The organism is Mycobacterium sp. E1214 (genome assembly GCF_001666755.1).
GTDB lineage: Bacteria > Actinomycetota > Actinomycetes > Mycobacteriales > Mycobacteriaceae > Mycobacterium.
Map to the genome: position 1 here is coordinate 65,683 of NZ_LZJC01000097.1, position 20,689 is coordinate 86,371.

The 20,689-nt window shown below is 69.2% G+C and carries 22 protein-coding genes; 6 read left to right on the top strand and 16 right to left on the bottom strand.

Annotated features, from left to right (window positions below):
* Positions 1-62: 62 nt before the first annotated feature.
* From A5700_RS14300 to A5700_RS14320, 5 genes are all read right to left on the bottom strand, one after another.
* Positions 63-869 (bottom strand): NAD(P)-dependent oxidoreductase, encoded by an 807-nt coding sequence (locus A5700_RS14300; RefSeq protein WP_068204812.1) that lies wholly within the window; start codon positions 867-869, stop codon positions 63-65.
* Entirely contained in the window at positions 866-1,756 is an 891-nt protein-coding gene (locus A5700_RS14305) for an alpha/beta fold hydrolase (protein ID WP_068071161.1), read from the bottom strand. Before A5700_RS14305 ends, A5700_RS14300 begins: the two co-directional genes overlap by 4 nt.
* Positions 1,753-3,405 (bottom strand): OB-fold domain-containing protein, encoded by a 1,653-nt coding sequence (locus tag A5700_RS14310; protein ID WP_068071162.1) that lies wholly within the window; start codon positions 3,403-3,405, stop codon positions 1,753-1,755. The genes A5700_RS14305 and A5700_RS14310 overlap by 4 nt, the downstream gene beginning before the upstream one ends.
* A gap of 110 nt (positions 3,406-3,515) precedes the next feature.
* Positions 3,516-3,812, bottom strand: coding sequence for a ferredoxin (locus A5700_RS14315; RefSeq protein ID WP_068071163.1), 297 nt, complete (start codon positions 3,810-3,812; stop codon positions 3,516-3,518).
* The gene (locus A5700_RS14320; RefSeq protein WP_068071165.1) at positions 3,809-5,107 is read right to left on the bottom strand and encodes an NADH-ubiquinone oxidoreductase-F iron-sulfur binding region domain-containing protein; all 1,299 of its coding nucleotides are present in this window, start codon (positions 5,105-5,107) and stop codon (positions 3,809-3,811) included. The genes A5700_RS14315 and A5700_RS14320 overlap by 4 nt, the downstream gene beginning before the upstream one ends.
* Positions 5,108-5,143: 36 nt before the next feature.
* Here A5700_RS14320 and A5700_RS14325 point away from each other — a divergent pair, with 36 nt between their 5' ends.
* The gene (locus A5700_RS14325; RefSeq protein WP_068071167.1) at positions 5,144-5,617 is read left to right on the top strand and encodes a hypothetical protein; all 474 of its coding nucleotides are present in this window, start codon (positions 5,144-5,146) and stop codon (positions 5,615-5,617) included.
* Between the two features lie 5 nt (positions 5,618-5,622).
* Here the strand turns inward: A5700_RS14325 and A5700_RS14330 are convergent, their stop codons facing one another.
* From A5700_RS14330 to A5700_RS14345, 4 genes are read right to left on the bottom strand one after another with little or no spacing between them, the layout of a single operon-like run.
* Entirely contained in the window at positions 5,623-6,489 is an 867-nt protein-coding gene (locus A5700_RS14330; protein WP_068071169.1) for an alpha/beta fold hydrolase, read from the bottom strand.
* A gap of 15 nt (positions 6,490-6,504) precedes the next feature.
* Positions 6,505-6,915 (bottom strand): Rieske 2Fe-2S domain-containing protein, encoded by a 411-nt coding sequence (locus tag A5700_RS14335; protein WP_068071174.1) that lies wholly within the window; start codon positions 6,913-6,915, stop codon positions 6,505-6,507.
* Position 6,916: 1 nt separating this feature from the next.
* Entirely contained in the window at positions 6,917-8,062 is a 1,146-nt protein-coding gene (locus A5700_RS14340; RefSeq protein WP_068071176.1) for an amidohydrolase family protein, read from the bottom strand.
* A gap of 27 nt (positions 8,063-8,089) precedes the next feature.
* Positions 8,090-9,181 carry an amidohydrolase family protein gene (locus tag A5700_RS14345; protein ID WP_068071178.1) on the bottom strand — a complete coding sequence of 364 codons (1,092 nt, stop codon included), beginning with the start codon at positions 9,179-9,181 and terminating at the stop codon, positions 8,090-8,092.
* A 340-nt stretch (positions 9,182-9,521) separates the two neighbouring features.
* Between A5700_RS14345 and A5700_RS14350 the strand changes: the two genes are divergently transcribed.
* From A5700_RS14350 to A5700_RS14360, 3 genes are all read left to right on the top strand, one after another.
* Entirely contained in the window at positions 9,522-10,181 is a 660-nt protein-coding gene (locus A5700_RS14350; RefSeq protein WP_068204805.1) for a nitroreductase family protein, read from the top strand.
* Between the two features lie 85 nt (positions 10,182-10,266).
* Complete coding sequence (locus A5700_RS14355; protein WP_068071182.1) at positions 10,267-11,265, top strand: acyl-CoA dehydrogenase family protein; 999 nt, start codon at positions 10,267-10,269, stop codon at positions 11,263-11,265.
* Positions 11,249-12,436, top strand: coding sequence for an acyl-CoA dehydrogenase family protein (locus A5700_RS14360; protein ID WP_068071184.1), 1,188 nt, complete (start codon positions 11,249-11,251; stop codon positions 12,434-12,436). Before A5700_RS14355 ends, A5700_RS14360 begins: the two co-directional genes overlap by 17 nt.
* A 50-nt stretch (positions 12,437-12,486) precedes the next feature.
* On the opposite strand, the gene A5700_RS14365 is transcribed toward A5700_RS14360, so the two are convergent.
* The 7 genes from A5700_RS14365 to A5700_RS14395 form a co-directional block, all read right to left on the bottom strand.
* Entirely contained in the window at positions 12,487-13,035 is a 549-nt protein-coding gene (locus A5700_RS14365; protein ID WP_068071186.1) for a hypothetical protein, read from the bottom strand.
* Positions 13,032-13,943, bottom strand: a complete 912-nt coding sequence (locus tag A5700_RS14370) for a hypothetical protein (protein ID WP_068204807.1) — start codon at positions 13,941-13,943, stop codon at positions 13,032-13,034. Before A5700_RS14370 ends, A5700_RS14365 begins: the two co-directional genes overlap by 4 nt.
* A 44-nt stretch (positions 13,944-13,987) precedes the next feature.
* Positions 13,988-14,431, bottom strand: coding sequence for a hypothetical protein (locus A5700_RS14375; protein ID WP_068071190.1), 444 nt, complete (start codon positions 14,429-14,431; stop codon positions 13,988-13,990).
* Between the two features lie 94 nt (positions 14,432-14,525).
* Positions 14,526-15,890: a cytochrome P450 gene (locus A5700_RS14380; protein WP_068071192.1), complete on the bottom strand. Its 1,365-nt coding sequence runs from the start codon at positions 15,888-15,890 to the stop codon at positions 14,526-14,528.
* A 52-nt stretch (positions 15,891-15,942) separates the two neighbouring features.
* Positions 15,943-16,143, bottom strand: a complete 201-nt coding sequence (locus A5700_RS14385) for a ferredoxin (RefSeq protein ID WP_068071196.1) — start codon at positions 16,141-16,143, stop codon at positions 15,943-15,945.
* Between the two features lie 47 nt (positions 16,144-16,190).
* Positions 16,191-17,066, bottom strand: a complete 876-nt coding sequence (locus A5700_RS14390; RefSeq protein WP_068204810.1) for a mycofactocin-coupled SDR family oxidoreductase — start codon at positions 17,064-17,066, stop codon at positions 16,191-16,193.
* Positions 17,067-17,110: 44 nt separating this feature from the next.
* The gene (locus tag A5700_RS14395) at positions 17,111-17,812 is read right to left on the bottom strand and encodes an SDR family NAD(P)-dependent oxidoreductase (protein ID WP_068071198.1); all 702 of its coding nucleotides are present in this window, start codon (positions 17,810-17,812) and stop codon (positions 17,111-17,113) included.
* A gap of 272 nt (positions 17,813-18,084) precedes the next feature.
* Here A5700_RS14395 and A5700_RS14400 point away from each other — a divergent pair, with 272 nt between their 5' ends.
* Entirely contained in the window at positions 18,085-19,590 is a 1,506-nt protein-coding gene (locus tag A5700_RS14400) for an aldehyde dehydrogenase family protein (protein ID WP_068071199.1), read from the top strand.
* The coding region (locus tag A5700_RS14405) for a CaiB/BaiF CoA-transferase family protein (RefSeq protein WP_068071212.1) at positions 19,587-20,689 on the top strand (1,103 nt) is incomplete at its 3' end. The genes A5700_RS14400 and A5700_RS14405, both read left to right, overlap by 4 nt.

The following is a 20,689-nucleotide window of genomic DNA, read 5'->3' on the forward strand; positions in this document are numbered from 1 at the left end:
AGGTGTGTCATCTATCGCACGGCGCCGGGCCCCGGAACGTCCTCTCGCGGGGCGCGCGGCGCTCATCGCGGGTGGCCCAGCAACGTCAGCGCGGCGTCCGCCGCATCGAGGACGGCACCCGCGCGGGCGCCGGCGCCCTCGGCGAGGTCGACCACCAGCCGGACGTCCTTGCGCAGCAGGCCACCCGCGACGCCCGCCAGGCGGTCCAATCCCCCAATGCCGCCAAGGGCGTTCAGCGCGAAGCTGTTTGCGCTGCCCCGCGACACCACCTCGGTGAGGCGCTCGGGGGAGACGCCGAGCTGCTCTGCCAACGCCAGGGTGGTCGCCGCGGTGGCCAGGTTCGCGGTGAACAGCAAGTTGTTGAGCAGCTTGGTGGTCTGCCCCGAACCCAATGCCCCCAGGTGGACGACCGGGTCGGCGTAGGTCTCGAAGACGGGTCGGCAGCGCTCGACGACGTCGCCCGCTCCGCCGACCATCACCATCAGCCGGCCCTGTTCGGCCGCCGGGCCGCCGCCGCTGACCGGGGCATCGATCACCGAGACGCCCTGTGCGGCAGCCCTTTCGGCCAGCCTGCGGCAGGTGTCGGGATGCACGGTGCTGTGCACAGCGAGCACGCCGCCGGACGGCATCGCCGACAACACACCGCCGGCGAGCTCGTCGACGTCGCCGTCGGCGACCACGCACAGGCACACCAGGTCGCTGGCCGCGCCGAGCTCGGCCGGGGACCCCGCGATGTTCGCGGCGGTGTCGGCGAAGGGTTCGAGGGTCTCGGCTCGCCGGGCCCACAGCGTGATCGGGTAGCCGCCGTCGGCGATGCGCCGCGCCATGGGGGCGCCCTGGCTGCCCAGGCCGATGAAGCCGACTCTCATTGCGGCGTCCCCGTCGGCACCGGCGGCGTCGCCCCCGACAGGCATTCGCCGAAGAACGCCAGCACCCGCGCGTGATACGCGGGCGCCGTGTACCCCAGGCTCATGTTGTGGCCGGCGTCGGGTTGCCGGTAGCTGGTGAACCGGGGCGCGCCCGAGAACAGGGATTCGATCTCGGCGACCGCGGAAGTGTCGTGCTGCCAGACCTTTTCGTGCTCGGCGACGCTGAATTGCAGGGGGACGGTGACGGCGGAGGCCAGCGCGGGGAAGTCCTGGCGGCCCCAATCCGACACCATCTGGTCCTCGTAGGCCGGTGCCGTCGGCGACACGGTGGCGCCCCCGAGCACCTCGGGGGGATACAGCGCCTCCGGGTGCCAGAGCAGTTCCCGCAGGCCGGCCGGACGGCGCTCGCGAGTGGCCGCTTTCAGGATCTCGCGGGCCGCGGGGTGATAGTGCCGGCCGGTGCCGGCCAGTTCGATGCCCAGCAGGTCGGCGCCGCGCTCGTCGGCGGCCATCCTCAAGACCAGCTCACAGCCCCCGGAATGACCCACCAGGAACATCCCGGCGCCGCGGGGCCGGTCGCCCAGGATGCGATCGACCGCCGCGTACGCCAGGTCGACCCGCTGCGCGGGGCGCGCCATCGCCTCGGGGTAGGGGGCCGAGCTGCCGTAGCCGGGCCGGTCGAGCGCGATCACCGTGAACCCGGCCGCGGCCCCGGCCCGCGCGAAGGACAGCGAGGGATGACCGGGACAGTCGAAGTAGAGCGCGGTGGTGCCGCCGCCGTGCAGGGCGACGATGACGGCGGCCGGTTGCTCGGCCTCGGCGATGAGCGCCGACATCGGCACGCCGGCGACGATGACCAGCCTCGGCCGGGGCGCGGGCTGGCTCATGCGTCGGACCGCAACAGCAGCACTCCGCTGGGGGTGAGCCCGCCGCTGCTCACGACGCCGACGCGCGCGTCGGTGACCTGCCGGTCGCCGGCCTCCCCGCGCAGCTGGGTGACGGCCTCGTGGATCAGGCCCATGCCGTGGGTGCGCCCGTGGGAGAGCTGACCGCCGTGGGTGTTCAGCGGCAGCTGGCCGTCGCGGGCGATGTTCTTACCGCCGTCGAGGAAGTCCTTGGCCTCGCCGATGCCGCAGAATCCCAGCGCCTCGATCCACGACAGGCAATTCATGGTGAACCCGTCGTACAGTTCGGCGACGTCGACGTCGGTCGGTCGTAGCGAGGTGCGGGTCCATAGGTGCGCCGCCTGGCCGAGCACCTGCGGCTCGTGCGTCAATGTGCTTTGGTCCCAATCGATTCGCTCGAGGATCTGGGTTCCCACCGCCTCCACCAGCACGGGCGGCTTGGCCAGGTCCCGGGCGGCGTCCACGGCCGACACGATGACCGCGATCGCCCCGTCGCACGGCACGTCGCAGTCGTAAAGGCCGAACGGCGTCGTGATGGGCCGCGCGCCCAGGTAGTCCTCCATCGTCAGGGGGGACCGGTACACCGCGGTCGGGTTGAGCTCGGCGTTGGCGCGTTGGTTGAGCGCGATCCAGCCCAGCGTCTCGCGCGTCGTGCCGTATCGATCAAAGTGGCGCTGCGCGTTCATGGCCAGGGTGTGGGCCGCCGACGTGGCCCCGAACGGGAACTGCCAACCCGCCATCCGGCCCATCGACGGGGTGATCTTGCCCTGCTTCATCAGCTCCTTGTGGCTCGCTTCCCACAGGGTGCGAAAGCACAGCACGTGGCGGGCCAGGCCGCCGGCGACCGCGAGCATCGCGGCGATCACCGACCCGCCCGGTCCGAACGTCTCGATCCCGCCGTTGTGCCAGGTGGGCCGGATTCCCAGGGCGGCCTCGAGGGCGGTCACGCCGCCCTCGCCGAAGCCCCCGACGTTACCGGCGCCCGGGTAGGTCGACAGGCCGTCGATGTCGTCGAAGGTCAGGCCGGCGTCGGCGATCGCCGCCTCGCACGCCTGCACCGTCAGCGACAACGGCGGCTGCATCAGCCGCCGCCCGATCGGAGACATGCCGATCCCGGTGAGGGCGACCTTGTCCTCGAACTTCTCCGCGGTCACCATGGGCCGGACGTAGTCACCAAAGCGTTCCGGCGCGATCTCGTCGACCGGCGGTGCGCCGGCGTCGGCAGCGGCGCTGGGCTTGAACAGCGGCAACCACACGTCGTCGGCGTGTTCGAAGACGACCTCTACCGGCTGGCCCAGCTGCAATCGTTCGGGATCGGCCTCGACGATGTTGGTGGTGAGCCGGACCCGCGGGTCCTCGGCGATCGCGACCTGCGCGATCACGTACGGCGCCGGCATGCCGGGCAGGCTGAACCGGTGATTGACGGTGAAGCCGGCGAGCGTCGCCTTTCCCGAGACCGCCCGCACCCCGATGTCGCGGGAGCGGCAGTAGCGGCACACCGGGGCCGGCGGGTGGAGGAGCGACGCGCAGGCGCGGCATTCCTGCAGGCGCAACGTGCCGTCCGCGCCGGAGGTCCAGAAGAACTCGTTGTCCTGCGTGATCAACGGCAGCGGACGTCCGGGTGCTGACACGTCACCTCCGAGGGTCGCCCCCCGAAGCCGCGGAGGACCGTTATTCGAATACGAGAATCACGTTATCACCCGCGCCCGCCGCGATCGAGAACGCCGGCGCGGGCCCGGAGCTATCGGGTGAAGCCCCACTCCGCCTCGTTGTCCTCGGTCCGGACGCGCGCGGCCGGGTCGTCGGCGTCGGTCAGTGGCGGATGCGCGGCGCCGCGGCGACGCTCCCCGAGCTCGGTGATGGCGTGCACCGGGCAGTCCAGCAGCGCGCGCAGGACCGCGTCGCGGTCCCCCTCGGCCACGGTGCCGTCGCCGACGAGCGCGGCGTAACCCCAGTCGTCCAGCGAAAAGTACCCGGGCGCGTGCTTGGCGCAGATGCCGAAGCCGTCGCACACCGTGCGGTCCAACCGGATCCTCATGCGTGCCTCCCGGCTTCCGCCTCGTAGGGCCGCTCGGTGCGCGGTGCGTCGTGCGCGCACTGCGGGCACGCCCCGGCCAGATGCGCCGCGACCTCGCCCGGGAACTGGTCGAGCAGGCTGGCGGCGACGTTGGTGGCGGCGTCCAGCGTCGCGCAGGCCCCGCGCCCCCGCAGCGTCACCGACCAGCGGCGCAACCGGTCGACGTCGGCGGTCGTCGCCGCGCCGTCGCGCAGCGCGCCCGCGGCGGCGGCCATCGCGGCCGTCCCGTTGAAGCACGACCCGCACTGCCCGGCGTTTTCACGGTCGAAATACGCCAGCACCGCCGCGGCGACCGCGACGGGGCAGTCTTGGGTGATCAGGGAGATCGCGCCGCACCCCAGCCCGCTGCCGATGCCGCGCATGGTCTCGTGGTCCAGGCGCGTATCGAGCACCGAGCGGTTCAACAACCCCGCGAAGTACCCACCCATCAGCGCGCCGCGCAGCTGCTCAGTCGCAACCCCATGCAGCGCAAGCAAATCGGTGAACGCCAGGCCATGCGGTAACTCGTAGAGCACCGGCGGCCGGCCCGCCCCGGTGATGGTGGCCAGGAAGGTCCCCGGGGACAGCGCGGTGCCCTGCGCCCGGAACTCCGCCGCGCCCCGCGCCTGCAGGTAGGGCAGGTTGGCCAGGGTCTCGACGTTGCTCACCAGCGTGGGGCGCTCCCCGACCCCCGCCTCGAACGGCCGGGGCGGCTTGTCGGTCGGCTTGGCCGGACCCCCGTTGATCAGCTGCACCGCGGCGGTCTCCTCGCCGGCGACGTAGCCGGACGGCACCGTCGACAGGCGCACCGCCACGTCGCCGAGGGCGCCGCGATCGAGCTCGCCGAGCGCGGTCTCGACGCTGTGTGCGGCCTCCGGGTCGGAGACGTACACGTAGGCTTCGTCGGCGCCGACGATCGCCGCCGCCAACCGCAGGCCGTCCAGGACGAGGTGGGGCCGGTTGCGCAGCAGCCACCGGTCCTTGATCGACGCCGGTTCTCCCTCTTCGCCGTTGGCGACCACGACGGTGCCCGCGCCGAGCCGCCCGTTGTCGCGTACCGCACGCAGCTTCACCGCCAGCGGGAAGGCCGCCCCGCCCCGGCCGAGCAGACCGCTGGCGGCGACGTCGCTCAGCAGGGCCTCGGCGTCGGCGAGCGGCCGGTACCCGCCGGACCGCCCGTAGTTGGCGAGATCCTCGCGCGCCGAGACGGTCAGCAAGCGCGGCGGGCAGCCCGGGAGCGTGGCGGTGGCGGTGGTCGCGGATTCGGTGGTGTTCACGGCTGGCCTGACGTCGTCGTGGTTAGGCTTGCGCGCATGCGAACTGCGGTGGTGCGCGTCAACGTCGATCCGGGCGGCGGCCTGTCCCCGGCGCAACTACGCGACGGCATGACGGCGCTCCTGCAACGCGCGGCCGAGGCCGGCGTCGACGTGGTGGACAGCGACCTCGTGGCCATGCCGGTCACCCGCCGCGAGGTGGAACTGCTGATCGCCTCCGACGACGGCGAACAGGCGCGGCGCGCGGCAATCACGCTCTGCGCGAACGTGTTCGGCGCCTCCCCGGTGCCGGGGGTCACCACGTTCATCAGCCGCGGGACCGACGACGACGCGCACGGCGTGTTGTCCGCGTTCGGCCTCACCGGCGAGATCGCGCGCACCCCCGGCGACGACGGGTTCGACATCGTGCACGTGACGCTGCGCGAGGCGGACCTCGACCGCATCCCGGAGAGCCGGGTGCACACGGCGCTGGAGGCGTCGCTGAATTGTGAGGTCCACATTCGCACCGTGTGACACCATCACTTGCCCAAAAAGTCCAGGATGGCGGGCGCCGCCTGCACCCACGTGTCGAACATGTTGAAGTGCTTGACCCGCCCCGCGGCGCGGTCCTCCGAGGCGCGCTCCCAGGCGTCCTCCGGCCACGGCGGGTCGATGAGCGTGGATCCCTTGATCAGGCAGCTGACCTCGAGCGAGGTCCGCTTGGGGTGATCCAGGTCGTTCTCGCCGCCGCGAATAATCAACGTGGGCACCCGGATTCGGTCGAACATCTCGTCCTCGACCCCGGGGATCGTCTGCCCCGGCTTGGAGACGAAGGCGTTGAGCCAGCGCATCATCACCTTGAGGAATTCGTCGCGGTCGAAATCGAGCAGCCGCTGCTTGTTGGCCGGGTTCTGCTCGATGCGATCCCGCCACTCCTGGACCTTCGCCACGCCCTCCATCCCGGTGCCGCGCACCGCGAGGATGCTCGGAATGATGTAGAAGGACCCCAGGACGAAGGTGCCGTAGACCCCGCCGACGATGTTCCACACCACCAACTTCTCGACGAGTTCCGGGTAGAGCATCGTGATCAGCATGGAATCCCTTGCGCCGCCGGACCCGCCGGCCAGGATGCACCGGTCGACGCCGAGCTCGCCGAGCAGCCCGCGCAGCGTTTCGGCGCGCATGTGTGACTCGCTTTGGCCGTAGAACTGCACGTCGGAGGCGCCGCAGTTGGGTCGGTCCCACAGCAGGATCCGATAGCCCCCCGCCGCGAGCGCCTCCGCCAGCGGCCGCAGGCCCTCGATGTCCTTGCTGAACCGGCCGCCCGGCGTCAACACGATGAGATCACCACCGCCGCCCAAGATTTCGTAGACGACGTCTCCCCCGTTGACTTCGATTGCTGGCACCCGATTCTCCTGTGGTTAGGCCATCACCAGAACGTCGTTGCCGACGACCCGCACCGGGTAGGTGCGGATGCTCCACTCCGGCTTGACCGCGGTGGTGCCGGTCGCCAGCTCGAATCCCCATTGGTGCCAGGGACAGTAGATGTACTCGAGGTCGCGCACCATCACCGAGTCCCCGGGCGCCGTTTCGTCGACGACCGTGCGGCCCCGGGCGCGGCCGGAGCACAGCGGACCGCCCTGATGTGGGCAGTAATTCGCGATGGCGTAGAAGCTGCCGTTGACGTTGTACACGCCGACGCCGTGCCGCCCGATCGGCACCAATTTGTGGGTGCCCGGCGGGATCTCGTCCACCGTGGCCACGACGTGCTCGCGGCCCTGGGCGAGGCGGGGTTGGGGCCGACTGGTCGCGGGCCCTCGGTCGGTCGTCAACTCAGAGCACCCGGACTTGGCCCTCGAGGACCGGCACCGTCTCGGGGAGGTGGTAGGTCGCGATGCCGTTCTTGTACATCACCGCGTCGCGCGCCGCTTTGGGGAGGTGCTTGACCAGCCAGCGCGGGTCGTCGAAGGTCCAGTGCGGATAGTCCGACGAGAACAGCAGGATCTTCTCGCATTCCATCCACTCCAGGGCGCGGGTCAACTCGGTCTTGTCCTCCGGGTAGTCCAGCGGCTGGGTGGTGAACTTGATGTGGTCCTTGACGTATTCCGACGGCTTACGCTTGATGTCGACCCAGGACTTGCGGGCCTCGTAGATCGAATCCATCCGCCACATCAACGGCAGGATCCAACTGAATGCGTGCTCGACGAACACGATGCGCAGGGTCGGGAACCGGTCGAAGACCCCGTCGAAGATCAGGCTCATCACCTGGTTGGCCGCCAGCAGCGAGTAGGTGACCATGAAGTCGTGGTTGTAGCTGGGGAACCCGACGGGTGGGGTGGGTAATTCGTCGAACTGACTGCGCGACAGGTGGCAGCTCACCGTGATGTCGTGCTTGGTGGCGGCCGCCCAGATCGGGTCGTATTTGGGGTGGCCCCACGACGGCCGCGGCTCGGCCTTGATCAGGATCTGAGCCATGTATGGGTGGCCCGCCCACTTCTCGATCTCGGCGACGGAGGCGTCGGGCTCTTCGATGGCGATGCAGATCGAGCCGCGCCACCGCTGGTGCCAGTTGTTGTGGCCGTCCAGCCAGTGGTTGGCCTGCCAGTCGTTGAGCGCCGACGACATCGCGTGTTGCGCCTCGGGCAGGCGCGCCGGGTAGGCGGCGGGTTCCAGGATAGCGATGTCCGAGCCGGCCTCCATGATCAGCTGGCGAAACGCCAAATCCGGGTCGCTGCAGGGAAATTCGCCGTTAGCGGGAAAGGAGTCCACGCGCATCGCGTAGGAATGGGCGTAGTCGGGGGCGTCGTAGTAAATCTGCTCGCCCACGGTGCGGGTGAGGAAGTACTTGCTGCGCCAGGGTTCCGGGATGTAGGGGAGGAGCTCGCCGCGCTTGGGGGCCGGGTGGACATCGGAGTCGACACACCGGACGGCGATGCGCTCGGCAGCGGGGACCCGCTCGTGGGAATGGGTCAAGGTCATCTCGATCTCCTCGCTCCTGACTTGCCTCTACTGTGCGCCCACCGCGGCGGGGATGTCTATGCCGTAGAGCCTGGCCGCGTTGCGCCAGCACACCTTGTCGCGCTGCTCGGCGGAGAGCGCGCCGGGCAGCTTTCTGACGTCGCCGCACTGCCAGTGCGGATAGCTGGAGCCGAACATCACCATGTCCTCCTTGCCGGTGAAGCCGAACCACTCGCCCGCGAACTCGACGTCGCCGGGACCGTCGAGGCTGCCCTGCACGAAGTACACGTGGTCCGGCAGGTAGTCGCTGGGAATCCGTGGCGCCCAGGGCGTCTGCTCGAGGTGCGGCCGCCCGAAGGTGTCCATCCGCCAGATGAACGGCGTCACGAAGTCCGCGGCCCCGTCGGCCCACACGAACCGCAGGCCCTCGAAGCGCTCGAAGACGCCCTCGGCGATCATGTTCATGAGGTGGTACAGGTAGTTCAGCGCCATGAAGCTGACGTATTGCTCATACGTGCGGGTGTTGCCGGACGGCGTCGGTGGGAACGCGACGCCCGAGCCGACTTCGATGTGCACCGCGACCGGCAGGGCGGCGTCGACCGCGGCCTCCCACAGCGGCCAGAACTGTGGCTTGCCGTAGAGCTCGCGGGATTGCAGCGGTATCCCGATCTGCACCACCCGGGGGTGTGTGCGCCACTTGTCGATTTCGCGCAGCGCGCCGGCGATGTCGTCGGGGTTCACTCGGATCGTGCCCCGGAACCGGCTGCCGAACTCGTCGGAGTCCAACCAGCGTGACACCATCATCTCGTTGTGCGCGGCGTGCAACGCGCTGCCCAGGTGTCGGTCGGGCATGATGCCCCGCGCCATCGGGTGCAGGACCGCGACGTCCACGCCTCGCTTCGAAAACAGCTCGTTGGCAACGAAATCCGGGTCTGATCCCGGGTACCGACGGTCGGGCCCCTCGGTGTTGGGCGCGTATTCGCCGCCGGGAGCGCCGTACCAGTCCATCTCGTAGTCCGGAAAGCCGCGGCTCTTGAACGGCTCGCGCAAGGTCTTACGCAGTTCCTTGTTCGAGGGAAAGAAGATGTGCACGCTGGCGTCGATCACCGGCGTGCTCGTTCCGTCGGCGTGTTCGATCACCGGGGCCGCCCCGGCTGGTGCGGACGGGCCGCCGATCGTGCGTCAGAGCCGGTCATAAGCTAGGTAACCTAACATTCTCGTCAGCTGCCTATCAACGATTTCCGGTAAGCGTTTCGATTACTGATTGCGCTGGTAGGGGCGGTTTTGCGGGCTTGCGGGTAATTAACGTTCTTGAATGTGGATAATACCATTCTCGGGTTGGCGTCCGAGAGGCGTCGTCGGCCACGCCGATGAACCCGTACCCGCGCGCGACCGCACGCCGCGCGGCCCCCGGTCGACGGTGGCCCGGCCGCGGCCGCCGTGAAATACCCTGTGACGCAACAGGGGTGGAGGAGGGCTGATGGCCGGGGCAAGTGCCGACGTCTGGGAAGTCATGTCGACCGCGCGGACGATCCGGCGGTTCACCGACGAGCCCGTGGCCGACGCGGTCCTGGGGCGCTGCCTGGAAGCGGCCCGGTGGGCGCCGTCCGGCGCCAACGCCCAGGGCCGGCGCTTCATCGTGCTGCGCTCGCCCGAGCTGCGCGCCGTGCTGGCCGAGGCCGCCGCCCACGCGCTGGAAGTGATCGAGCCGGTCTACGGGATGAGCCGGCCCGCCGCCGACGACCGCACCCGTCGGGCGCGCACCTATCGCGCAATCTACGAATTGCACGACCGCGCCGGCGAGTTCACGTCGGTGCTCTTCGTTCAACAGCACTACCCGACGGCATCGGAGCTGCTGCTGGGCGGCTCGATCTTTCCCGCCATGCAGAATTTCCTGCTGGCCGCCCGCGCGCAGGGCCTGGGCGCGTGCCTGACCGGCTGGGCCTCCTACGGCGGGGAACCTCTGCTGCGCGAGGCCGTCGGGATACCCGGGGGTTGGCTGATCGCGGGCCACATCGTGGTCGGCTGGCCCAGGGGCCGGCATGGTCCGCTTCGCCGACGCCCGCTGGCGGAGTTCGTCAACGTCGATCGGTGGGATTGCGCCGCTGACGGCGCGCTGGTCGACCGCGCCCCGGTGTGACCGCGTAGCCAGAATCTGAGATCATCCCTTTCCGGAACCGAGAATGATATTCTCGCAGCGACGGTGAAGACGGGAGGTCGCGCGGATGCTGCTGGAATTCGATGCCGATCAGCGGTTGTGGCAGAAGACGGTGCGCGACGCCGTCGGCAAGCAATGCCCGCCCTCGTTGGTGCGCGGCGTCGCCGAGCAGGGGGTGGATCCGAGTCCGCTGTGGAAGTCCTACGTCGACCAGGGCTGGACCGAGCTCGCCGACCCGGAAAGCACGGTCGAACTGGCCATCGTCCTCGAAGAGCTCGGGCATGCGACCGACCCCACCCCGTTCCTGGCGACCATGAGCCAATACGCCCCGTTGGCCGGGGACCGGTTCGACCCGCACGAATCGGGGACCGCCGTGTACCACGGCGTGGCGGCGCACCGCGACGCCCAGGGCTGGGTCCTGGACGGCACGGCGCGGCACGTCCTCGACGGGGACCGGGTCGAACGGCTGGCCGTGGTGACCGACGCCGGAGTGTTCCTCGCCGACGCGAACCAGGTGTCGGCGCGCCGTTCGGCGGTGTTCGATCCCGTGCTGCACGTCGCCGACCTGTCGTTCGACGGGGTCCGGGTGCCCGAGACCGCGCGGCGCACGGTGGACGGCGAGCGCGCGCGGCACGTCGCGCTGGCGGGCATGGCGATCACCATGGTCGGCGCCTGTCAGCGCATCCTCGACCTGGTGCTCGAACACGTGAGCAGCCGCCACCAATTCGGGGTGCCCATCGGGTCGTTCCAGGCCGTGCAGCACAAGGCCGCCGACATGCACGTCGCGGTGCAAAGAGCCAGGGCGCTGGCGTATTTCGCGGCGTTGACGATCGCCGCCGACGATCCGCGGCGCCGGCTGGCCGCGGCGATGGCCAAGGCGTCGGCGGGCGAATGCCAGTCGCTGGTGTTCCGGCACGGCCTGCAACTGCACGGCGCCATGGGCTTCACGTGGGAGAACGACCTGCAGTTCGCGCTCAAGCGCGCCAAGGCGGGTGAGCACATGCTCGGCGGGGCGGCCGAACACCGTGCCAGGATCGCGGAGGAATACCGTGCAGCTGACTTTTGACGCCGACGTCGAGGCGTTCCGCACGGAGTTCGCGGCGTTCCTCGACGAAAACCTGCCCGACGCAACGCAAACGCTGGAACGTCCGCGATCCGTGTCGCACATGCCGCAGTGGGCTCGCCGCTGGCAGCGGCTGCTGTTCGACAACGGCTGGCTGCTGCCGGGTCAGCCGCCCGAGTTCGGGGGGCGCAACGCCTCGGTGGTGCAGCAGTTCGTCCACCTCGACGAGTTGTGTCGCCGGCGGATCTACCATAGCTTCAATCCCCAGGGCGTCAACATCGTTGCCGCGTCGTTGCTTTCGTTCGGCACCGACGAACAGAAGCGGCGTTGGGCGGTCCCGATCCTGCGGGCCGAAATGACCGCGTCGCTGGGTATGAGCGAGCCGAGCGCCGGTTCCGATCTTGCTTCGCTGCGCACCCGGGCGGTGCTCTCGTCTGATCCGCAGGGCGACCACTTCGTGGTCAACGGGCAGAAGGTTTGGACGTCGGGCGCCCACGACGCGGACGTGCTGCTGACGTTCGTGCGGACCAACCCGGAGGCGCCGAAACACAAGGGCATCAGCGCGTTGCTCATCCCCACCGACACCCCGGGCGTCGTGCGGCGTCCCTTCGCGTCGATCTGCGGGGCGGACGACCTCGATTTCAACGAGGTGTTCTTCACCGACGCGCGGGTGCCCGCCGAGAATCTCGTCGGTGAGCTCGACCAGGGTTGGCGGGTCGCCAACGGATCGCTGGGCCACGAGCGCACCATGATGTGGCTCGGCTTCGCCGACCGGCTCGACAACGTGATCGCCGATTTCCACCCGGCCACCGAGCTCGAGCGCGACCAGTACGCCACCACCATCATGGACAAACAGGCGCTGCGCCTGCTGGGTTCGGTGGCGCTGGCCCGCGCCGCCCGCGGCGAGGACGACGTGGCCGCGATCTCCGTGCTCAAGCTGCTGGGGTCGGAGGCGGAGTTGCGCGGCACCGAACACGCGCTGTCTTCGGCTGGTGCCGACGGGCTGGTGCACCCCGGTCAGAGCGGCCCGTACGCGCCGATGAACCTTGACCACTACTTCGGCAGCTGGTTCGACCGCTTCGCCCGCAGCTTCTCGGGGACCATCGCCGGCGGCACGTCTGAGATTCAGCGCAACATCATCGCCCAGCGAGTGCTCGGCCTGCCCCGCGGCTAGCGGTTGCGCCGACCGAACACCTCTGCGCCGCAATACGTGCCGCGCGACCGTCAGACCGGGTCGAACTTCGTGATCAGCCAGGTGCCGTTGACCCTGTTCAGCGTCACCAGCACGCTGCTGGACGCCATCGCCGGGTCGGGATTGTCCTTGCTGGTGGTGCTCTGGTCCACCAGCACCAGCACGACGGCGGAATCCGCGTGCAGTTCGGACACCGCGGCGCCCAGGACGCGAGCGTTGGTTTTCAGCGCCTTCTGTCTGGCCGCCGGCGCGACGATCTGCTCGGTGAACTGGTTGTAGTAGGACAGAAAGTCCCCGGACAGGTGCGACTTCGCGGCAGCAAAATCCCGGTCGAGCGAATCGGGCGAGTAGGACAACATCGCGACCGTTCCGTCCGAGGCCGCGTTGACGACCGTGGTCGCGACGCGGGCGTCGGTCTGCCTGTCCGGCCGGTACTGCGTGAAGTACAGCCAGGCCGCCGTGCCGCCGGAGCCCAACAACAGCGAAATCAGGAGCAGGGGGACGACTTTCACCCGGCGCGCGGGACGCGATTGCGCCGGCTCCGACGAGTCATCGGTGCGGGCGACCTTGCGCGGGTTCACGGCACGAACTCCACGTTCGACATCTTGTACTGGCCGCCGTCGTCGGTGACGGTGACCTTGAGTCGCCAGTTGCGCGGCTCATTGTTGGCGCCGGCCGCGTTGGTGATCCGCGAGGTGGCCGCCACGAGCACCAGCGCCGAATTGCCGTTGATCGACTGGACCGCCGCCGCGTTCACGGTTCCCTGGGTTACCACCTTGGACTGTTCGACGACCGTGGTGAAATCCTTTGCGCGCTGGGCCAAGTCGTCCCTGAACTGGCCGGTCGAGCTGTCGAGCACCCGCTGGACGTCCTCCTTGGCGCGGTTGAAGTCCAGTGACGTCATGTTCACGACCCCCTGTCGCGCCCCCGCGAGGAACTTCGCGACGCGCTCGTTGCGCTTGCCGTCCTCGGTGTGCTGCCAGACCATGTACGCGCTGGCCGCGACGAACGCGAGGATCAGGACGACGGCGGCCGCCTTCCACAGCACGGCCAGCGACGGCGCCCGCAGGCGGCGCCGCGCCGGGGCCGGCTCCGCCGCCGCCTCGTCGTCGGCGCCGTCCGCGGTGTCCGTCTCGGCGGCTTCGCGCACCTCGTCGTCGACGTCGGCAGCGTCGGCTGTGTGGGCGGCGGCGTCGGGAGTGTCGGCGACCGCCTGGGCGGGCTGTTCGGCCGCCGTGTCCTCGGCCCCGGTTGCTTGCCCGGTGTCGTCGGCCGTCGCGCCGTCCGCGGCTGTGTCTTTCGCTCCTTGCGCCGCCGCGTCGTCGGCGGCCTGCGCCTCGCGCCGCAGGCGCGCCGCGCGGGCGCGGGCGCGGGCCGCGGCCGCCAGCGCTTCGGCTTCGGCGGCTTCCGCTTCGGCTTCGGCGATCAACGCCATCGTCTCGGCCTTCGAAGGAGTCGAATCTCGCGGCGGTTTCTTCGCCTCAGCCATCCCGGTTACTACCTATCTCTGATCGACCGACTCCGCGCACGCGGCTACCATCGCACGAGCGAGATGGGATAACTAGTGGCGCCCCCCGGTCCGCCGCCGCAACCGGTGTCGAACGTCGAATCGACCTGGCCCGCAAGCGTCACCGCGTCCCAGGAGTAGACGTCGTGCGAGGGAAAGAATTGGACGACGCAGCGCACGCCGTCGGGCACGTCGACGGCCAGCGTGTAGCGGCCGTTGTCCAGATGCGCCTCGCCGCGCCACGGCGCGGCCTGCCCGTTGGGTTGTGGCGTCGCGTAGACGGCCACGCAGCCGGGGCCCTTGGGTGTGCACGGGTTGATCGACCAGATCCAGCTGTGGCCGGGATCGCGGTTGGTGTCCAGCCGGTAATTGCCGAGCAGCATGTCCGCGCGGGCAGTCGGCGTGGCGGTCAACGCGACCGTGGCCAGCGCAGCGCCCGCAACAAATGTCCTCACCGATGCGTCTCCCATCTCCGCGTAGCCGCCTGGAGAAAATATAGGTCGCGGTCACGCTGACCAGGCCTACTCGCGCAAATTGCCGCCGCGCCTCGAGGGTGCCGAGGGGCTAATCGATGACGGCCGCTTCCTTGCGCTCGGTGATCGGCCGGGCGAGTTCCTGCTCGTCACAGATCCGCTGCAGCTTCTCCAGGGTCTCGTCCAGTCCCGCACCGACCCGCGGGCCGGGCGTGAAGTCGGCCGGCAGCTTGCGCATGCCCTGGATGACGCCGATCGTCTCGTAGTGGACGGTGCGCTGCGGGTCGCAACGGTAGTCCGGCATCCGGTCGAGCACCGCCGTCAGCATCGACTTGAACACCGTTCGCGCCACGTTGGACCCGATGCAGCGGTGAATGCCCAGCCCGAAACTGAAGTGCCGGTTGCCCTTGCGGTCCAACACGATGGTGTCGGGGTCGTGGAACACCGCGGGGTCCCGGTTGGCCATCGCCCACGAAATCCACAGGCGTTCACCCTCTTTGAACTGCGTCCCGTCGAGTTCGACGTCCTCGGCGAAGGTCCGGCCATCCCCGGCGGCGGGGGTGAAATAGCGCAAGAACTCCTCGGTCGCCGGGTCGAGCAGGGTGTCGCGCTGCCGGCTCAGCACATCCCGCTGGTCGGGGTGTTCGGACAGCCACTCCAGCGAGTGGGCGGTGAGGGCGGTGGTGGTATCGAAGCCGCCCCCGATCACCAGGCCCAGGTTGCCCAGGATCTCCAGCTCCGGCGCCGGTTGGCCGTCGATGCGCATCTGCAGCAACGCGTTGACGATGCCGGGGCGCGGGTTCTCCTTGATCTCGATCATGGTGTTGACCATGTCCAGGCCCATCTGCCGGTGCATCTCGGTGACCCGCTCGATGTCCGGGGAGTGTTCGGGTGTGTACACCGCCGCGTGGACCGGCTCGCTGTACATGTTCCACTTCTTCAGCGGGATGCCCAGCATCGCCAGCGTCAGCACCGCGGGTACGACGTTGGCCAGGTCGTCGACGAAGTCGATGTGGCCTTGCTCGATCTTCTCGTCGAGGCAGGCGCGCACCACGTCGTCGATGAACGGCTCCCAGCGCTTCACCGCTGCCGGCGACAGGTACGGGTTGAGCACGGTGCGGTAGGTGCGGTGTTCGGGGTCGTCCATCTCCAGGATGCCGCCGCGCACCACACTCGCGCGCCGGGCTTTCGGGATCGAAATGCCTTGGTAGCCGCGGCGTTCAGAGTTTATGTCGTGATCGTTGGACACCGCGGGGCAGCGGGCCAGCTCGAAGACCTCATGGCTGCCCGCCGCCACCCAATGACCCCCGTAGGTTTCGGTCCAGGCCATCGGGCACTTCTCGTGCATCTCCTTGGTGATCGCCGTGAACCGGGAGCGGTACTCGGCGGAATGCCGATCGAAGTGATACTCGTTCTTCTTGCGATCGCGCTCGCTCACGACGTCATCGACACTCAAAGCTCTGTCTCCCTGGATCTTTGGTTGAGTTGCTGCCCGGGTGGGTGGGGTCTCAGGCGTCCTCGGTGATGGTGATGGCCTGCTCCGGACACGAGTGGGCGGCCTCGCGCACCTGGTCCTGGCGATCCGCGGGCACCACCTCGTTGATCGCCGACGCGCTGCCGTCGATGTCGCTGAGCTCGAACGAATCCGGGGCGATCATCGCGCACAGGGTATGTCCTTGGCAGCGTTGCGAATCCACCGATACCTTCACGGGTTGTCTCCTCTCACCTGATGTTCGCGGCCGGTCCGGAGTCGGCACTAGTGGTGGTAGTCGTACCACTTCAAATAGCCACCGGCGTCGACACGCAACTGCATGCCAGTCACGTATCGGGCCTCGTCGGAGGCCAGCCACAACACGGCGTTGCTGATGTCCTCGGGCTCGACGAACGCAATCTTCATCGCCTGCTGCACGCCGAACACGGGTTCGGCGTCGGCGCGCGTGGGGTGTTCGAGGTCCGGCCGAAACGACCGGTACATCGGGTCGCTCTGCAGCATCGGGGTGTTGGTGTTCGTGGGATGCACGACGTTGGCGCGAATCCCCAACGGCGCCAGTTCCGTTGCCATATCGTGGACGTAACGCGCGATCGCGCGCTTGGAGTGGACGTAGGCCATTCCGCCGGGGTCGTTGCCCGGGGCGTCCTTCTTGGCGGTGTCCATCAACGCCGCCGTCGAGCCGGTGGCGATGATCGAGGCCCCGGCGCGCAGGTGCGGGAGCGCGACCTGGATGGCGTTGATGGTGCCGATCATGTTCGTGTTGATGACGTCGGTCCACGCCTGCAGCGGCGGTTGACCTTTCATGCCGGCGACGCCGGCCTGCGCCACCACGATGTCGAGTTCACCGAACTCGGCGAGACCGGCGTCCAGCGCCGCGCGCAGTTGGGTGGCGTCGCGGACGTCGGCCTGGGCGGTCACGATCGCCTGCCCGGTCTTCTCGACGAGCCGGGCCGTCTCGTCCAGGTCCTCCAGGCAGGCCAGCGGATAACCGATGGTGTCGATGTCGCGACACAGGTCGACGGCGATGATGTTGGCGCCCTCCTCGGCCAGCCGCACCGCGTGGGCGCGGCCCTGGCCGCGCGCCGCGCCGGTGATGAAGGCGACCTTGCCTGCAACGCGACCCCGTGCGCCGTCTGCCACCGCTTCTCCTTCTCGATTGGTTGCCGGGCGGAGCGCCCGAATGCTCAGGTGTTTCGGCCGCCGTTGACGCCGAGGATCTGCCCGGTGATGTACCCGGCCTCCTCGGATACCAGGAACGCGCAGGCCGCCGCGATGTCCTCGGGCCGGCCGATGCGGCGCACCGGCGTGCGGGCGATGGTCTCGTCGATGTCACCGAGGAAGCCGTTCTTCTCGGCAGCGCGCAGCATCGGGGTGTCGATGAAGCCGGGCGGGACGGCGTTGACCGTGATGCCGCTGGGACCGTATTCGAGGGCCAGCGACTTGGTGAGCCCGTTGACGGCGGACTTGGCGGCCACGTAGTGGCTCATGTACGGCGCGCCGGAGTGGGTGCTCGACGAGGAGATGTTGACGATCCGCCCCCAGCCGGCCTCGACCATGTCCGGGAGCACCGCCTGGATCATGTGGAAGACGCCGTGCAGGTTGACGTCGATCACCCGCTGCCAGTCCTCGAACGAGATGTTGGTGAATCGCTTGAAGCCGTCCAGGCCCGCGGCATTGACCAGGACCGCCACCGGACCCAGCTGGCTGCGGATGGCCGACAACGCGGCGTCCACCTGACCCCGGTCCGTCACGTCGGCGGTGAATCCGCGGTCGGGGTCCGACGGCCGGAGGTCGATGGTGGCGACGTCCAGGCCGTCGGCGCGCAGGCGGTTCGCCACGGCCAGGCCGATACCGGAGCCGCCGCCGGTGACCACCGCAGTCTTCATCGCTTCGCCTTCACTTCACCGGGGGCCATTTCGATCACAAAAGAATCTCCCTTGCAATTATGAGAACCTTACTCTCCGGGCGAAGCGGCGTGCAACAGACCGCCGAAACCGCGGTCAGCCTGCGGCGAAAGGGATCTTAAGGCCTCGCGCGGCGCGGCACGAGCATGTCGGTCTCGTTTCTCAGCTTTCTTGAATTATCGAGACTCGAATGTAAGATTCGCCGGGGAAGAGAATGAAGTTATCGTGACACGGACCACAGCAGGGGGTAGGGAATGGCAGCTCAGGACACCGCCGAGGCCGCCGCGAGCGCCCTCGCGCCTGAGTCGTCCGTCGACCGTCGCCTCCTGATCGACGGCCGGCTGGTCGCCACGGACAAGACGTTTCCCTCGATCAACCCCGCCACGGGCGCCGTCATCGGGCACGCGCCCGACGCCGGTGTCGCGCAGGCCCACGCCGCGATCGCCGCGGCTCGACGCGCCTTCGACAGCACGGGCTGGGCCACCGACGTCGAGCTGCGGATCCGCTGCCTCGATCAGCTGCACCAGGCATTGCTCGACCACGCCGAGGAGCTGCGGGAGCTGACCATCGCGGAGGTGGGCGCCACCCGAGCCTTGACGCAGGGTGCGCAGCTCGACGATCCGATCGCCATCGTCCGGTTCTACGCCGACCTGCTGCGCACCTACGAGTTCGCGCAGGATCTCGGCACCCGGGAGTCGCGCGGCATGCTGCACCACCGGTGGGTGGAAAAGGAAGCGGCCGGCGTGGTGGGCGCCATCATCGCCTACAACTATCCGAATCAGCTCGCCCTGGCCAAGCTGGCGCCCGCGCTGGCCGCGGGCTGCACGGTGGTGCTCAAGGGCGCGCCGGACACGCCGCTGGTCACGCTGGCGCTCGGCGAGTTGATCGCCAACCACACCGACATTCCCGCCGGGGTGGTCAACGTGCTCAGTTCGTCGGACCCGGCCGCCGGGGTGGCGCTGACCACCAGTCCCGACGTCGACGTCGTCACCTTCACCGGATCGACCGCCGTCGGCCGCAAGATCATGGCCGCGGCCAGCGACACCGTCAAGCGGGTCTTCCTCGAGCTGGGTGGCAAGTCGGCGGTCATCATGCTCGACGACGCCGACTTCGCGAGCGCAGCGATGTTCGCCGCGTTCAGCATGGTCACCCACGCCGGGCAGGGTTGCGCGCTCACCTCGCGGCTGTTGGTGCCCAGGGCGCATCACGACGAGATCGTCGAGCTGATCGTCGGGAATTTCGCCCACGTGCGCCACGGCGATCCGGCGGAACCGAAGACCTACATGGGCCCGCTGATCAACGAGCGGCAGCGCGACAAGGTCGACGCGATGGTGCAGCGGGCGGTGGCCGCCGGCGCGACGCTGGTCACCGGCGGCAAACGGCTCGACCCCGGCTTCTTCTACGCTCCGACGCTGCTGACCAACGTCGACCCGGACAGCGAGATCGCCCAGGAGGAGATCTTCGGGCCGGTGCTCGTCGTCATCGCGTTCGACGACGATGACGAGGCGGTGCGCATCGCCAACAACTCGATCTACGGGCTGGCCGGGGCCGTGTTCAGTCGCGACCAGGACCGCGCGCTCGGGGTGGCGCGCCGGATCCGGGCCGGGTCGTTCTCGGTCAACGGCGGCAACTACTTCGGCGCCGACAGCCCGTTCGGTGGCTTCAAGCAGTCCGGCGTGGGCCGCGAGATGGGCGTCGCCGGCCTCGAGGAGTTCCTGGAGAGCAAGACCTTCGCGGTCCCGGCGGGGGCCCGCGCGTGAGGCCGCTGGAAGGTATCCGGGTCCTGGAGGTCGCGATGTACGGGTTCGTCCCGTCGGCGGGCGCCGTGCTCGCCGAGTGGGGCGCCGACGTGGTCAAGGTCGAACACGCGGTGACCGGCGACCCGCAGCGCGGGCTCCGGCAGACCGGGATGCTGCGCGTCGAGGGCGATCCGAACCCCAACATCGAACACGCCAACCGCGGCAAGCGCAGCATCGGGCTGGACATGTCGGTGCCCGAGGGCAAAGAGGTGCTCTACGAGTTGGCGCGCCGCGCCGACGTCTTCTTGACCAGCTTCCTGCCCGAGCATCGGCGCAGGTTCGGCATCGACGTGGACGACATCCGCGCCGTGAACCCCGGCATCGTCTACGCGCGCGGCAGCGCGCTCGGTCCGCGCGGCGAGGAGTCGACCAGGGGCGGCTACGACATGACCGCCTTCTGGTGCCGCGCCGGGACCGCCGCCACCATCACCCCCGCGGGGATGCCGGGCATGATCGCCCCGCCCGGGCCCGCCTACGGCGACACGATTTCCGGAACCAACCTCGCCGGCGGTATCGCGGCGGCGCTGCTCAAACGGGAACGCACCGGTGAACCGTCCGTCGTGGACGTGTCGCTGCTGGGCAGCGGTCTGTGGTCCATGGGTCACACCGTCGCGCTCACCAACCATCTGCAGCAGCGGATGGAGGCGCCGCCGCCGGGCGTGCACGGCGCACCGAACAACCCGTTGGTGGGGCTGTACACCACGGCGGACGGTCGCTACATCTCCTTCGTGATGATGCAGCCCACCAAGTTCTGGGCCGACGTGTGCCGGCACGTCGAGTTGCCGGAGCTGGCCGACGACCCCCGCTTCGCGACGGTGCAGGACATCGCCGACAACACCGCGGAGGCGGTCGAGTTGTTGACCAAGGCCATCGCCACCCGCACGCTCGCCGAGTGGACCGAACGCTTCGCCACGCTGTCCGGCCCGTGGGCGCCCGTGCAGGACACCCTGCAGGCCGCCGCCGACGCCCAGATCCGCGCGAACGAGTACATCGTGCAGGCCGGGCAACTGGAGCTGGTCGCGAATCCGGTCCAGTTCGACGTCGCGGCGCCGCAGACCGG

Excerpts from the sequence above, each read along its gene's own strand:
- A5700_RS14300 (WP_068204812.1), bottom strand. The coding sequence starts at position 869 with ATGAGAGTCGGCTTCATCGGCCTGGGCAGCCAGGGCGCCCCCATGGCG.
- A5700_RS14305 (WP_068071161.1), bottom strand. The coding sequence starts at position 1,756 with ATGAGCCAGCCCGCGCCCCGGCCGAGGCTGGTCATCGTCGCCGGCGTG.
- A5700_RS14315 (WP_068071163.1), bottom strand. The coding sequence starts at position 3,812 with ATGAGGATCCGGTTGGACCGCACGGTGTGCGACGGCTTCGGCATCTGC.
- A5700_RS14325 (WP_068071167.1), top strand. The coding sequence starts at position 5,144 with ATGCGAACTGCGGTGGTGCGCGTCAACGTCGATCCGGGCGGCGGCCTG.
- A5700_RS14340 (WP_068071176.1), bottom strand. The coding sequence starts at position 8,062 with ATGACCTTGACCCATTCCCACGAGCGGGTCCCCGCTGCCGAGCGCATC.
- A5700_RS14350 (WP_068204805.1), top strand. The coding sequence starts at position 9,522 with ATGGCCGGGGCAAGTGCCGACGTCTGGGAAGTCATGTCGACCGCGCGG.
- A5700_RS14355 (WP_068071182.1), top strand. The coding sequence starts at position 10,267 with ATGCTGCTGGAATTCGATGCCGATCAGCGGTTGTGGCAGAAGACGGTG.
- A5700_RS14370 (WP_068204807.1), bottom strand. The coding sequence starts at position 13,943 with ATGGCTGAGGCGAAGAAACCGCCGCGAGATTCGACTCCTTCGAAGGCC.
- A5700_RS14375 (WP_068071190.1), bottom strand. The coding sequence starts at position 14,431 with ATGGGAGACGCATCGGTGAGGACATTTGTTGCGGGCGCTGCGCTGGCC.
- A5700_RS14395 (WP_068071198.1), bottom strand. The coding sequence starts at position 17,812 with ATGAAGACTGCGGTGGTCACCGGCGGCGGCTCCGGTATCGGCCTGGCC.
- A5700_RS14400 (WP_068071199.1), top strand. The coding sequence starts at position 18,085 with ATGGCAGCTCAGGACACCGCCGAGGCCGCCGCGAGCGCCCTCGCGCCT.